The sequence below is a fragment of the Streptococcus sp. HMSC065E03 genome (assembly GCF_001815045.1).
Lineage (GTDB): Bacteria > Bacillota > Bacilli > Lactobacillales > Streptococcaceae > Streptococcus > Streptococcus parasanguinis_AD.
The window spans coordinates 389,391-402,162 of sequence record NZ_KV818853.1 but is presented as its reverse complement, the minus strand read 5'-3'; the positions used below and the strand labels follow the sequence as shown (position 1 = coordinate 402,162).

Genomic DNA, 12,772 nt, shown 5'->3' with positions numbered 1-12,772 from the left:
AATATGGTATGATAGAAAGCGTGACTTTAAGAAATTGGAGAACAATCCCGTATGGAAAAAATAATCGTTAATGGTGGTCATAATCGACTGGTTGGAACCGTCAAAATCGAAGGAGCAAAAAATGCTGTCCTTCCTCTTCTTGCTGCAACAGTTCTAGCAAGCGAGGGCGTGACAACCTTGAAAAATGTACCTGTTTTATCAGATGTCTTTACAATGAACAATGTTGTTCGTGGGTTGAATGCACAAGTAACCTTCAATGAAGAAGACAATACGGTTGTCGTAGATGCGCAAGCAAAATTATCAGAGGAAGCACCTTATAAGTATGTGAGCAAGATGCGGGCTTCTATCGTTGTCCTAGGTCCTGTCTTGGCACGCAATGGCCATGCCAAAGTTTCCATGCCTGGAGGCTGTACGATCGGTAGTCGTCCGATTGACCTCCACTTGAAAGGTCTGGAAGCTATGGGAGCTGAAATTACCCAAACAGCCGGCTATATTGAAGCAAAAGCAGATCGTCTCAAGGGAGCACACATCTATATGGACTTCCCATCAGTAGGGGCGACACAAAATATTATGATGGCGGCAACCTTGGCAGATGGAGTTACTGTGATTGAAAATGCAGCTCGAGAACCTGAAATTGTTGACCTAGCTCTCTTGCTGAATAAAATGGGGGCTAACGTCAAGGGTGCAGGAACTGAGACCTTGACCATTGTTGGTGTGGAGAGCTTGCACGGTGCAAACCACAATGTTGTGCAAGACCGCATCGAGGCTGGAACCTTTATGATTGGGGCAGCCATGACTGGTGGAGACGTCTTAATCGAAGATGCCATTTGGGAACACAACCGTCCGCTTCTATCTAAGATGCAGGAGATGGGTGTGACGGTAACCGAAGAAGAAAATGGAATTCGGATTCAGTCGGATATCAGTAAGCTCCGTCCAGTGACCGTTAAAACCCTTCCGTATCCAGGATTCCCAACCGATATGCAGGCTCAATTCACAGCCTTGATGGCCATGGCTAAAGGTGAGTCTACCATGATTGAAACGGTTTTTGAGAATCGCTTCCAGCATTTGGAAGAAATGCGTCGGATGGGCGTTCACTCGGATATTATGCGGGATACAGCTCGTATCGTTGGAGGGGAAAGCTTCCAAGGTGCAGAGGTTATGTCGACCGATTTACGAGCAAGTGCAACCTTGGTCTTGATGGGCTTGGTAGCAGAAGGAGAAACGAAAGTCAGCAAATTAAGTCACTTAGATCGTGGTTATTATCAATTCCATGAGAAATTGGTGGCACTAGGTGCAGACGTGAAACGTGTAGAGGAAGAAGACGATGAAAACTAATCTTCGCTATGTTGGAAAACAGCTAGGAATTGTCCTCCTGTTGGCTGTGATTGGAATCATCATTTTTGCAGTTGGTTTGGTCATTGGCTATGGAGTGATTGGAGATGGAAAAAATCCATGGTCCATTCTCTCTCCGGATACTTGGTCAGAGATCATTGGAAAGCTAACAGGCAAATAAGCTTTTAACTAAAATTGAGTAAAAAGGAGAGCAGCGAATCGAGTCAATGACCCATCTAGCGCTGCTCTTTTTTGGAGAGAGATATGGCAAAACAAACAGTAAGCAAACGAACCAAACAAACCCTAGCAGGTTTTGTGGTGGCAACGGCCCTAGCTATTGGGGGCTATTATTTTAATCAACCGGCGGTAAAAGAAGCGACGGATCAGGTTGTTTCGGTGGTAACTAGTAGCCAGCAAGAAACACCTAGTAAAGAGTTAGCTAGCTCTGTACTAACGAAATCTGCCCGTTCACAATTGGGGAATGACTTGGAATGGAATGGTGCTGGAGCCTTTGTAGTTAAGGGGAATCGCACAGATCTGGATGCTAGTGTGGCCAGTCAACCCTATGCCGATAACAAGACAAAAGAAGTGAATGGAAAGACCGTACCGACGGTTGCGAACGCTATTATGACCAAGGCGACTCGCCAGTACAGAGATCGAGATGCAACAGGTAGTGGCCTAACCGATTGGAAACCAGCAGGTTGGCATCAGGTCCATAATCTGTCCGGTGAGTATGACCATGCTGTGGATCGGGGCCATCTATTGGGCTACGCCTTGATCGGTAATCTCAAAGGTTTTGATGCTTCGACTAGCAATCCCAAAAATATCGCTGTGCAAACGGCGTGGTCCAATCAAGCCAATGATCCTCATTCCACTGGTCAAAACTACTACGAGACCCTGTTACGAAAAGCATTGGATAAGAACAAACGGATCCGCTATCGAGTAACCTTGATCTATAACCAGCCAGAAGATTTGATTCCATTAGGTTCTCAGATCGAAGCCAAATCGAGTGATGGAACCCTTGAATTCAATGTCTTTGTTCCCAATGTTCAAAGTGGGATTAGTCTGGATTACCAGACAGGAAAAGTAACCGTTCATCAATAAGCTGGAAAGCGGATGTGCTTAAGCCTTTTTTAAGTATGGTGCGATATAATTGTGTACCTTCTTTAAGAGAAAGGAGAATATATGAGAACCATTTTTCGGTTTTTCAGAGGAATCCTTCGCATGGCTTGGAGTCTTTTTTGGGGATTTTTCTGGACCATTGCCATCAGTTTTCTCGTTCTAGTGGGGATCATCTATTTCACAGATTCTCCTAGTTCTGGTATGGATGGAGTTGGCCGAGCTGCCCAAAAGGTTGTCTATCAAGTCGGCAATTTATTTGGTGATCAGGGTTTTGCATCGCGCTTCGGGATGACACCTAGCTCACAGACCACGCAGACGGACAATCATGAGCATAGTGGCGCTCGCTGGGAAAAAGCGGAAGCTACGGTCTATTTGGATCCCAATATCAATCAAACCTTTATAAAAGCTTATCGGGATGCTATTGAGGCTTGGAACCAAACAGGCGCCTTTACCTTCAAGCTGGTTACAAATGAAAAAGAGGCTAATGTGGTCTTGACGGAAATGGATAACGCATCGGTTTCTGCTGCAGGAGAGACTGCCTCTCAGACCAACCTCTTAACCAACCGCTTCACCCACATCACAGTTCGTCTCAATCGCCATTATCTTTTAAACTATGTCTATAACTATAGTTATGATCGGATTGTCAATACAGCTGAGCATGAGCTAGGCCATGCGATAGGGCTGGACCACACTGATGGAGAATCGGTCATGCAACCGGCTGGTTCCTTTTACAGTATTCAGGATACAGATGTGGAAGCAGTCAGACAATTATACAAGGAAGAATAAGTTTTAAAATACTTTCTAAAAGTTCTGAGCCTCAAGGGGCTCAGGATTTTTTTGATGGCTCGTCTTTCCTTGTTTAATCTGGAAAAAGATAGTAAAATAGGGACATGATTATTTTACAAGCCAACAAAATTGAACGCTCTTTTGCAGGGGAGGTTCTTTTTGATAATATCAGCCTGCAAGTGGATGAACGGGACCGGATTGCCCTGGTTGGAAAGAACGGAGCCGGTAAGTCAACACTCTTAAAAATCTTGGTGGGGGAAGAAGAACCAACTTCAGGTGAAATCAATAAAAAGCGGGATCTTTCTCTCTCCTATCTGGCCCAGGATAGTCGATTTGAGTCGTCCAATACCATCTACGATGAGATGCTCCATGTCTTTGAAGACCTCCGTAAAACGGAGAAAACTTTGCGGCAGATGGAGCTTGAGATGGGTGAAAAAACTGGGGCTGACCTAGAAAAACTCATGCAGGACTATGACCGTCTATCGGAAGAATTCCGTCAGGCAGGTGGCTTCACCTATGAAGCAGATATCCGCGCGATTTTAAACGGCTTCAAGTTCGATGAGTCCATGTGGCAGATGAAGATTGAAGAGCTGTCTGGTGGGCAAAATACCCGTCTAGCTCTGGCCAAGATGCTCTTAGAAAAACCAAATCTCTTGGTACTGGACGAGCCAACCAACCACTTGGATATTGAGACCATCGCCTGGTTGGAAAATTACTTGGTTAATTATAGCGGAGCTCTTCTCATTGTCAGCCACGACCGGTATTTCCTAGACAAGGTCGCCACCATTACACTGGACTTGACCAAGCATTCCTTGGATCGCTATGTCGGCAATTACTCCAGCTTTGTCGAGCAAAAAGAACAAAAATTGCTGACCGAAGCCAAAAACTACGAGAAGCAACAAAAAGAAATAGCAGCTCTGGAAGACTTTGTTAATCGCAATTTGGTGCGGGCTTCGACTACCAAGCGGGCTCAGTCTCGGCGTAAGCAGTTGGAAAAAATGGAGCGTCTAGACAAGCCGGAAGCTGGGACCAAGTCTGCCCATATGACCTTCCATTCCGATAAGACATCTGGAAATGTCGTCCTGACAGTAGAAGAGGCAGCCGTCGGCTATGACGATCAAATCCTCTCAGAGCCTATTAATTTGGATATCCGCAAGATGAATGCAGTCGCCATTGTGGGACCAAATGGGATCGGGAAATCTACTCTTATCAAGTCCATCGTCGGGCAGATTCCTTTTATCAAGGGTGAAGCTCGTTTTGGAGCCAATGTCGAGGTGGGCTACTATGACCAGACCCAAAGTAAACTAACGCCTCACAACAGTGTCTTGGATGAGCTCTGGAATGATTTTAAACTGACGCCAGAAGTGGAAATTCGCAATCGCCTGGGAGCCTTTCTTTTCTCTGGGGATGATGTCAAGAAAACCGTCGGCATGCTGTCGGGTGGAGAGCGGGCCCGCTTGCTTCTAGCTAAGCTGTCCATGGAAAATAACAATTTTTTGATTCTCGACGAGCCGACCAACCACTTGGACATCGATAGCAAGGAAGTGCTAGAAAATGCCTTGATTGATTTTGACGGCACCCTGCTCTTTGTCAGCCACGACCGTTACTTTATCAATCGGGTGGCCACACAAGTTTTGGAACTGTCAGAAGAGGGCTCAACTCTTTACCTAGGCGACTATGACTATTATCTGGAGAAAAAAGCTGAGTTAGAAGCCCTTGCTGCAGCGCAAGCAGAAGCTATGCCTGTTTCTTCGACCGAAGAAGTCACCAGCAATGATTATCACTTGCAGAAACAAAACCAGAAGGAACTCCGTAAAATCACCCGTCGCATTGAGCAATTGGAAGCAGAGATGGAAGAGCTGGATCAAAAAATCCAAGCCATCACCGAAACCATGCATAGCACCAACGATGCAGCTGACTTGGTACAACTCCAGAGCGAGCTGGACCAACTAACTGTCCAGCAGGAAGCGGTTATGGAAGAGTGGGCAGAACTGTCAGAGCAGGTGGAATAGATGGAAGATCTTGGAAAAGTTTTTCGTGAATTTCGAATCAGTAAGAATTACTCGTTAAAAGAAGCTGCAGGAGAGGCCTGCTCGACCTCCCAATTATCCCGTTTTGAATTGGGGGAGTCGGATTTGGCTGCTTCGCGCTTCTTTGACATTTTGGACAATATCCATGTGACGATTGAGAATTTTATGGATAAGGCCAGAAATTTTCAACACCATGAGCATGTCGCTTTGATGGCTCAGATTATTCCGCTTTACTACTCAAATGATATTGCAGGTTTTCAAAAGCTTCAAGAAGAGGAACTTGAAAAAGCCAAACATTCCACCAATCCTCTCTATTTTGAGCTGAACTGGATCCTGCTACAAGGCCTGATTTGCCAGAGAGATGCTAGTTATACCATGAAGCAGCGTGATCTAAACAAGGTGGCGGATTACCTCTTTCAAACGGAAGAGTGGACCATGTATGAATTGATCCTCTTTGGCAATCTCTACAGCTTTTATGAGGTGGACTATGTCACACGGCTTGGGAGAGAAGTGATGGAGCGTGAAGATTTCTACAAAGAAATTGGTCGCCATCGAAAACTGGTCTTGATTCTGGCTCTGAATTGCTACCAACATTGTTTAGAACACTGTTCTTTTGAAAACGCCAGCTATTTTGAAGCCTATGTAGAAAAGATTATCGGGAAGAGCATCAAGCTCTACGAACGCAATGTCTTTCATTATCTTAAGGGATTTTCTCTGTATCAGAAGGGGCAAACTGAAGAAGGCCGGCAGCAAATGCAGGAAGCCATGCATATTTTTGACGTGCTAGGACTGCCGGAGCAGGTGGCCTATTATCAAGAACACTTTTATAAATTTGTAAAAAATGAATGTTCTAAATAGGACAGTGATAAAGGAGATTTTATGAACCGACATGCGGTCCAATTAATTAGTCGTGGAGCTATTAACAAAATTGGAAATATGCTCTATGACTATGGAAATAGTGTCTGGCTGGCTTCGATGGGGACTATAGGAAAGACGGTATTAGGGATCTATCAAATTTCTGAGTTAGTGACAGGGATTCTCGTGAATCCTTTTGGAGGAGTGATTTCAGACCGTTTTTCTCGTCGCAAGATTTTGATGACGACCGACCTGGTTTGTGGACTCCTTTGTTTGGCGATTTCTTTTATCACAAATGATAGCTTGATGATTGCGGCTCTTATTTTTGCCAATATTGTTCAGGCCATTGCCTTTGGTTTTTCTCGACCTGCCAATAAAGCCATTATTACCGAGGTAGTAGAGAAAGACGAGATTGTGACCTATAACGCCCACTTGGAGTTAGTCTTACAGGTTGTTAGTGTCTGTTCACCTGTTTTTTCTTTCCTAGTTCTACAATTTGCCAGTCTTCATATGACCCTCTTATTAGATGCACTGACCTTTTTCATTGCTTTTGTCCTAGTGGCTTTCCTTCCGAAAGAAGAAGCTAAGGTTCAAGAGAGGAAACAGTTTACCGGGAAAGATATTTTTTCTGATATCAAGGATGGGTTAGACTATATCTGGCATCAGAAAGAGATTTTCTTTCTCTTATTAGTGGCTTCTAGCGTCAATTTCTTTTTTGCGGCTTTTGAGTTTTTACTTCCCTTCTCGAATCGTCTATACGGGGTTAAAGGAGCTTATGCGACTATTTTAACGCTGGGAGCTATTGGATCTATTCTAGGAGCGCTTGTTGCTAATAAAATGAAATCAAGTATGAAAATTCTCCTGTTTTTACTGATCATGGCAGGGGTCGGAGTGTTCATAATGGGCTTGCCCCTTCCGCCTTATCTTTCCTTTTCAGGAAATCTGGTCTGTGAATTTTTTGTGACCATTTTCGACATCCACGTTTTTACCCAAGTACAAACCAAGGTGGAAGATGATTATCTGGGGAGAGTCTTGAGCACAATTTATACCTTGGCTGTTCTCTTTATGCCCATCGCCAAAGGGTTGATGACTTGGTTGCCAAGCGTCCGTATGGAAACATTTCTCTTGATTGGAGCTGGGATTATTCTCTTTTCACTCTTGGCTCAGCTAGTAGCTAAGCAGCTTCAATCAAAAGAACAGTAGGGATCCTTTGATAAATTTGTAAACCATTATTTTTCCCAAATAGGGGACAAAATGAAAACCTCTTTCATGAACTGATACAATAGTTTCAGAAAATGAAGGAGGTTTTTTATGAATCGACATGCTATCCAGCTGATTGCTCGTGGGGCAATCAATAGAATGGGGAATATGCTCTATGATTACGGGAATAGTGTCTGGCTGGCCTCGATGGGGACTATAGGAAAGACGGTATTAGGGATTTATCAGATTTCTGAACTTGTCACCTCCATTCTAGTCAATCCATTTGGTGGCGTGATCTCAGACCGGTTTTCCCGTCGCAAGATTTTGATGACGACCGACTTGGTTTGTGGTCTCCTTTGTTTAGCGATTTCGTTTATCAGGAATGATCGTTGGATGATTGCGGCCTTGATTTTTGCCAATATTGTCCAGGCCATTGCCTTCGCTTTTTCTCGTACGGCCAATAAAGCCATTATCACAGAAGTTGTAGACAAGGACGAGATTGTGACCTATAATGCCCGCTTGGAGTTGATCTTACAAGTGGTCGGTGTTAGTTCTCCTGTGTTCTCTTTCCTTGTTTTACAATTTGCCAGTCTCCATGCAACCCTCTTACTGGATGCACTGACCTTTTTCATCGCCTTTGTTCTGGTCGCTTTCCTTCCGAAAGAAGAAGCCAAAGTTCAAGAGAAGAAAAAATTTACAGGAAAAGATATTTTTTCTGATATTAAGGATGGGTTACACTACATCTGGCATCAAAAAGAAATTTTCTTTCTCTTATTAGTAGCTTCCAGCGTCAATTTCTTTTTTGCAGCTTTTGAATTTTTACTTCCCTTTTCCAATCGCCTTTACGGGGTCAAAGGAGCCTATGCGACCATCTTAACCTTGGGCGCTATCGGCTCTATCATCGGAGCCTTGATCGCCAATAAATTTAAATCAAGCATGGAGATGCTTCTCTTCTTATTGATTTTAACAGGAGTAGGAGTCTTCATGATGGGCTTGCCCCTTCCGCATCTTCTTTCCTTTTCTGGAAATTTAGTTTGTGAACTCTTTATGACGATTTTTAATATCCACTTTTTTACCCAAGTGCAAACCAAGGTGGAAGGAGACTATCTGGGCAGGGTCTTAAGCACGATTTTTACCCTAGCCATTCTCTTTATGCCGGTAGCTAAAGGTTTGATGACCTGGTTACCAAGTGTTCGAGTAGAATCCTTTCTCCTGATAGGAGCTGGCGTCATTCTCTTTTCACTCCTAGCTCAAGTAGTCGCCAAGAAATTACAAGCAAAAGAAGGTACATCAGCATGAAAAAAGCACCGATCGGTGCTTTTTTAGTTGTTTTCTTTTTCTTCTGTCTTGATTTCTTTCTTTTCTTCTTCCAGTTGCTTTTGAGTGCTCTTGAGTTCTTTTTTTAGGGAGAAGCCCTTTGAAAAATTAACCAAGGTCATGACGAATGCACCCAAGAGGACACAGAGCAAGATCAGAATGATCAAGGGCAATTTAAATTGGACCAAGAGGAAATTTACGGTAACCGATTGCATGTTTGCAAGGGAAATACCAGCAATCAATAAAATTAAAAGTAATAAAGCAATGTAGTGTAGATTATTTTTGTTCATCATTATCTCCTTATTGTTCAGCAGGGGCCTTACTTTTCACATCAGCGTATTCTTCCGCTTTTTCTAGACTTAAAATATCATCATAAGTCGCTAAGACGATATCTTGTCCATATTTATTCTTTAGAGCTGTTGTCACCAAGCGATAGGCCAAATTGGCATTTCGGGACAAGATAGGACCGTGGAAGTAGCTGCCAAAGACGTTCTTGTAATGAACTCCTTCGCATCCATCTTCTTTGTTGTTCCCATTTCCATAGACGACCTTACCCAGCGGTTTTTCATCCTCAGCCAAGAAGGTCCGACCTTGGTGGTTCTCAAAACCATAGTAGGTCTCGTTGAACTCTTCATTATGGATTTTGATGTCGCCAATGTAGCGATTATTTTCTTGGTTGAGGGTATAGTGTCCCATAATACCAAGTCCCTCAATGCGCTTGCCAGAAGCTTCAATGTAGTATTGGCCTAGAAGTTGAAAGCCACCACAGATAGCCAGGACCACACCATCTTCATCAATGAAGCGTTCGATGTCTTCTTTTTTATCTGGTAGATCCTCGGATACAATAGTCTGTTCGTAGTCTTGGCCTCCACCGAAAAAGGCGATATCGTAGGCGTCTGGATCAAAGCGGTCTTTAAGAGAAACGATGTCCACCGTTACGCGAGCACCAAGCTTCTCCGCAACGTACTTGAGCATGAGGATATTCCCGTTGTCCCCATAGGTATTCATTAAGTTGCCATAGAGATGGGCAATGCGCAGGCTGTAGGGATACTGTGCCTGATCAGAAGATTCTAGGGAAGTATAAGTCATTAGTGCATCTCCTTTTCAATCAGGTGTTCTTGGGCCAAAAGTTCACGGAATTCTAGCATGGCTGTATAGGTAGCTAAAATGTAAGCGTGAGGGGTTTCCTGTTGCTGGATGCGTTGGAAAACCTCTTTTAATTCAGCCATTTCTGTGATCTTTTCTGCAGGATAGCCAGTGACCCGAAGTCGCCGAGCAATCTCAGAGTGGCGCACCCCGCCAGCGTTGATCTCTGGAATGTCCATCTGAGTGATTTGCTCGAAGTCGGCATCCCAAATCCAGCTGGTATCAATCCCATCTGCATAATTCGCATTGAGGAGAACCGACAAGCTAAAGGGATAAGGGGCTAGTTTGATCATTTCAATGGCTTGGGTCGCACCAACCGGATTTTTAATCAGGACTAGGGTACATTCCTTATCCCCAATCTTAAAGGTTTCCTGGCGACCAAAGACAGCGCGACTGCGATCAAATCCTTGCTTAATCACTTCAGGTTGAACCCCAAAGAATCCAGCAACGGAAACAGCTGCTAAGGCATTATAGATGTTGTAGAGACCACCGATATTGATGTGGTAATCTTGCCCTTGGATCCGGAATTGGGAAGAGCGCTGGGTTAATGAGAGGAGATCCGATACGGCATAAGTCAGAGAAGGCCTGTGGAAACCACAGTGCTCACAGATATAATCCCCAAGATTAGCATAGGTATTGAGCTTGTACTGGAGGATGTTGTGGCAATGCGGACAGAGGATTCCTTCCGTATTGTAATGGGCTAGTTGTGGCTCTGATTTGTCAGTATCAAATCCATAATATTGGATCGGATTGGATAAGGTCTGACTATTAAAGAGCGGACTATCACCATTTAACAAGACTGTTGCAGTTGGGACCTTGTGAATAGCATCCAAAATCATTTGGTAGGTCGTATAGATCTCTCCATAGCGGTCCATCTGGTCCCGGAAAATATTAGTGACCACAAAAAGGCTGGGCTTAATATAATCACAAATCCGAGAGAGGCTGGCCTCGTCAATTTCAAGTACCGCAATCGGTCGATTTGCTTTCGAATGCTTAGCACGTAAGAAGGTCGTTGTAATCCCAGAGATCATATTGGCCCCACTTGGATTGGTCAAAATAGGTCCAAAAGCTTCTTGGAGAATACCTACTGTTAGCGCAGTGGTCAGGGTTTTTCCATTTGTCCCTGTAATCACAACAATCTCATAGTTTTTTGCCAGTTGACTGAGAATATCTTTATCAAATTTGAGGGCTACTTTACCTGGTAGGGTTGATCCCCGCCCCATCTTTTCTAGAATAGAGCCGGAAAGCTTTCCTGCCAGAAGGCCCAAGGTTGTATTTATCTTCATAAATCATATTTTATCATAAAAAGCATCAGAAGGTTACAGAAAAATCTGTTGAAACGTGTTATAATAAGATGATGTCTTTTAGAGAAGTGGTAGGTATGAGAATATGAATATTCAACAGTTTTCAAATCCACAATTTTGGACCAGTTTGTTCCCAAATTGGTGGAGTGTTATTATCAATATCATCGATATTGCCCTGGTGGCTTGGTTGCTGTATTTTTTGATCAAGGCCATCGTCGGGACCAAGATCATGATTTTGGTGCGTGGAGTTATTATCTTTTTCTTGGCTCAATTTTTAGCCAATTTTTTGGGTTTAACGACTATTTCTTGGCTGATCAATCAAGTGATTACCTATGGGGTTATCGCGCTGGTTGTGATTTTCTCCCCTGAAATTCGGATTGGCTTAGAGCGTTTAGGTCGGGCGACAGAATTTTTTACGACGAGTGAAGTCAGTCAGGAAGAGAAAATGGTACAGGCCTATGTCAAGGCAGTGGCTTATATGAGCCCACGTAAGATTGGTGCCTTGGTAGCTATTCAAGGGGCCAGAACCCTTCAGGAATACATTTCCACAGGGATTCCACTAGATGCGGAAATTTCAGGAGAATTGCTGATTAATATCTTCATTCCTAATACTCCTTTGCACGATGGAGCGGTCATTGTCCGCAATGATAAAATTGCCGTTTCTTGTGCCTACCTGCCCTTGACGGAAAATACCGGAATTTCAAAAGAGTTCGGAACGCGTCACCGCGCAGCCATTGGTTTGTCTGAAGTTTCGGATGCCTTTACCTTTGTGGTATCAGAAGAAACGGGCGGGATCTCTATGACCTATAATGGAACCTTCCGACACGATTTAACTTTAGAAGAGTTCGAGGCAGAATTGAGATCCTTCTTGGTTCCTGAAGAGAATAAAACGAGTAGTTGGAAAGAGCGTCTATTTGGGAGGGTGACAAAATGAGATCGAAAAAAGAATTTCTTTATGTTTTTGCCTCCGTCTTATTGTCCTTTATCTTGTTTATTAATGCGTCATCCTTTAATTTTCAAAATAATAGCAGCGCTAGACAAGTAAGTTCAGAGACCTACACCAATACCTTGACCAATATTCCGATTGATGCCAAGTACAATGACAAGACATACTTTGTCAGTGGGTTAACATCGGAAGTAACAGTCTTTCTAAAGGGTTCAAACCGGGTCGCTCTAGCAAGCGAAATGCAGCCGGGAACTCGGAAGTTTCGCGTGGTAGCGGATCTTCGTAAGGCCAAGGAAGGTACCGTTGAAGTGCCGTTGATTGTGGAAGATCTTCCGGCTGGTTTGACCGCAACCGTAGAGCCTCAGAAAGTTTCTGTAAAAATCGGGAAGAAAGCGAAAAAATCGTTTGCGGTCAGGGCTACGATCCCGGACAATCAAATTGTGGATGGAATAACGGTTTCGGATATTTCTCTTGAAACCACCAAGGTAGAAGTGACCAGCGATCAAGAAACCTTGAGTCGCATTGATCATGTCCAAGCGGTCTTCCCATCCAGTGAGATCATTAGTGGAAATTATAGCGGAACTATTTCCTTAAATGCAGTAGATGCCCAAGGAAATGTTCTACCAGGTTTGGTCAAGCCGAGTGAAACACGGATTCAAGTGACCACAAAGAGTAGCTCGTCTACGTCAAGCTCAAGCAGCTCGTCGTCGACCTCCTCCAGTTCAAGTAATTAG

13 protein-coding genes are annotated in these 12,772 nt (G+C 43.8%); 10 read left to right on the top strand and 3 right to left on the bottom strand.

Going from position 1 to position 12,772, the window contains the following annotated elements; all coding sequences use genetic code 11:
* Positions 1-51: 51 nt before the first annotated feature.
* From murA to HMPREF3002_RS08700, 8 genes are all read left to right on the top strand, one after another.
* The gene (murA, locus tag HMPREF3002_RS08735; protein ID WP_049474821.1) at positions 52-1,335 is read left to right on the top strand and encodes a UDP-N-acetylglucosamine 1-carboxyvinyltransferase; all 1,284 of its coding nucleotides are present in this window, start codon (positions 52-54) and stop codon (positions 1,333-1,335) included.
* Positions 1,325-1,513, top strand: coding sequence for a DNA-directed RNA polymerase subunit beta (locus HMPREF3002_RS08730; protein WP_003006464.1), 189 nt, complete (start codon positions 1,325-1,327; stop codon positions 1,511-1,513). Before murA ends, HMPREF3002_RS08730 begins: the two co-directional genes overlap by 11 nt.
* Before the next feature lie 83 nt (positions 1,514-1,596).
* Complete coding sequence (locus HMPREF3002_RS08725; RefSeq protein ID WP_023917705.1) at positions 1,597-2,436, top strand: DNA/RNA non-specific endonuclease; 840 nt, start codon at positions 1,597-1,599, stop codon at positions 2,434-2,436.
* Positions 2,437-2,517: 81 nt separating this feature from the next.
* Positions 2,518-3,240: a M57 family metalloprotease gene (locus HMPREF3002_RS08720; RefSeq protein ID WP_023917707.1), complete on the top strand. Its 723-nt coding sequence runs from the start codon at positions 2,518-2,520 to the stop codon at positions 3,238-3,240.
* 104 nt (positions 3,241-3,344) lie between these two features.
* Complete coding sequence (locus HMPREF3002_RS08715) at positions 3,345-5,252, top strand: ABC-F family ATP-binding cassette domain-containing protein (protein WP_023917708.1); 1,908 nt, start codon at positions 3,345-3,347, stop codon at positions 5,250-5,252.
* The gene (locus HMPREF3002_RS08710) at positions 5,253-6,128 is read left to right on the top strand and encodes an XRE/MutR family transcriptional regulator (RefSeq protein WP_023917710.1); all 876 of its coding nucleotides are present in this window, start codon (positions 5,253-5,255) and stop codon (positions 6,126-6,128) included.
* Positions 6,129-6,149: 21 nt separating this feature from the next.
* A complete protein-coding gene (locus HMPREF3002_RS08705) occupies positions 6,150-7,328 on the top strand; it encodes an MFS transporter (RefSeq protein WP_023917712.1) in 1,179 nt (392 codons plus the stop codon).
* A gap of 108 nt (positions 7,329-7,436) precedes the next feature.
* Positions 7,437-8,624 carry an MFS transporter gene (locus tag HMPREF3002_RS08700; RefSeq protein ID WP_023917714.1) on the top strand — a complete coding sequence of 396 codons (1,188 nt, stop codon included), beginning with the start codon at positions 7,437-7,439 and terminating at the stop codon, positions 8,622-8,624.
* Between the two features lie 23 nt (positions 8,625-8,647).
* Here the strand turns inward: HMPREF3002_RS08700 and HMPREF3002_RS08695 are convergent, their stop codons facing one another.
* The 3 genes from HMPREF3002_RS08695 to murT are packed head-to-tail and all read right to left on the bottom strand — an operon-like array spanning position 8,648 to position 11,074.
* On the bottom strand, positions 8,648-8,932 hold the full coding sequence (locus HMPREF3002_RS08695) for a LapA family protein (RefSeq protein ID WP_003017726.1): 285 nt from the start codon (positions 8,930-8,932) through the stop codon (positions 8,648-8,650).
* 10 nt (positions 8,933-8,942) lie between these two features.
* Positions 8,943-9,731, bottom strand: coding sequence for a lipid II isoglutaminyl synthase subunit GatD (gene gatD, locus HMPREF3002_RS08690; protein WP_003017742.1), 789 nt, complete (start codon positions 9,729-9,731; stop codon positions 8,943-8,945).
* Positions 9,731-11,074, bottom strand: coding sequence for a lipid II isoglutaminyl synthase subunit MurT (gene murT / locus HMPREF3002_RS08685; protein WP_023917716.1), 1,344 nt, complete (start codon positions 11,072-11,074; stop codon positions 9,731-9,733). Before murT ends, gatD begins: the two co-directional genes overlap by 1 nt.
* 103 nt (positions 11,075-11,177) lie before the next feature.
* On the opposite strand from murT, the gene cdaA reads away from it, so the two are divergent.
* Positions 11,178-12,026 (top strand): diadenylate cyclase CdaA, encoded by an 849-nt coding sequence (cdaA, locus tag HMPREF3002_RS08680; protein WP_023917718.1) that lies wholly within the window; start codon positions 11,178-11,180, stop codon positions 12,024-12,026.
* The gene (locus HMPREF3002_RS08675; RefSeq protein WP_023917720.1) at positions 12,023-12,772 is read left to right on the top strand and encodes a CdaR family protein; all 750 of its coding nucleotides are present in this window, start codon (positions 12,023-12,025) and stop codon (positions 12,770-12,772) included. The genes cdaA and HMPREF3002_RS08675 overlap by 4 nt, the downstream gene beginning before the upstream one ends.

Bases quoted from the DNA above. Each gene is read 5' to 3' on its own strand.
- gatD (WP_003017742.1), bottom strand. From the start codon at position 9,731: ATGACTTATACTTCCCTAGAATCTTCTGATCAGGCACAGTATCCCTAC.
- HMPREF3002_RS08715 (WP_023917708.1), top strand. From the start codon at position 3,345: ATGATTATTTTACAAGCCAACAAAATTGAACGCTCTTTTGCAGGGGAG.
- HMPREF3002_RS08700 (WP_023917714.1), top strand. From the start codon at position 7,437: ATGAATCGACATGCTATCCAGCTGATTGCTCGTGGGGCAATCAATAGA.
- murT (WP_023917716.1), bottom strand. From the start codon at position 11,074: ATGAAGATAAATACAACCTTGGGCCTTCTGGCAGGAAAGCTTTCCGGC.
- murA (WP_049474821.1), top strand. From the start codon at position 52: ATGGAAAAAATAATCGTTAATGGTGGTCATAATCGACTGGTTGGAACC.
- HMPREF3002_RS08730 (WP_003006464.1), top strand. From the start codon at position 1,325: ATGAAAACTAATCTTCGCTATGTTGGAAAACAGCTAGGAATTGTCCTC.
- cdaA (WP_023917718.1), top strand. From the start codon at position 11,178: ATGAATATTCAACAGTTTTCAAATCCACAATTTTGGACCAGTTTGTTC.
- HMPREF3002_RS08720 (WP_023917707.1), top strand. From the start codon at position 2,518: ATGAGAACCATTTTTCGGTTTTTCAGAGGAATCCTTCGCATGGCTTGG.
- HMPREF3002_RS08695 (WP_003017726.1), bottom strand. From the start codon at position 8,932: ATGAACAAAAATAATCTACACTACATTGCTTTATTACTTTTAATTTTA.
- HMPREF3002_RS08705 (WP_023917712.1), top strand. From the start codon at position 6,150: ATGAACCGACATGCGGTCCAATTAATTAGTCGTGGAGCTATTAACAAA.
- HMPREF3002_RS08725 (WP_023917705.1), top strand. From the start codon at position 1,597: ATGGCAAAACAAACAGTAAGCAAACGAACCAAACAAACCCTAGCAGGT.
- HMPREF3002_RS08675 (WP_023917720.1), top strand. From the start codon at position 12,023: ATGAGATCGAAAAAAGAATTTCTTTATGTTTTTGCCTCCGTCTTATTG.
- HMPREF3002_RS08710 (WP_023917710.1), top strand. From the start codon at position 5,253: ATGGAAGATCTTGGAAAAGTTTTTCGTGAATTTCGAATCAGTAAGAAT.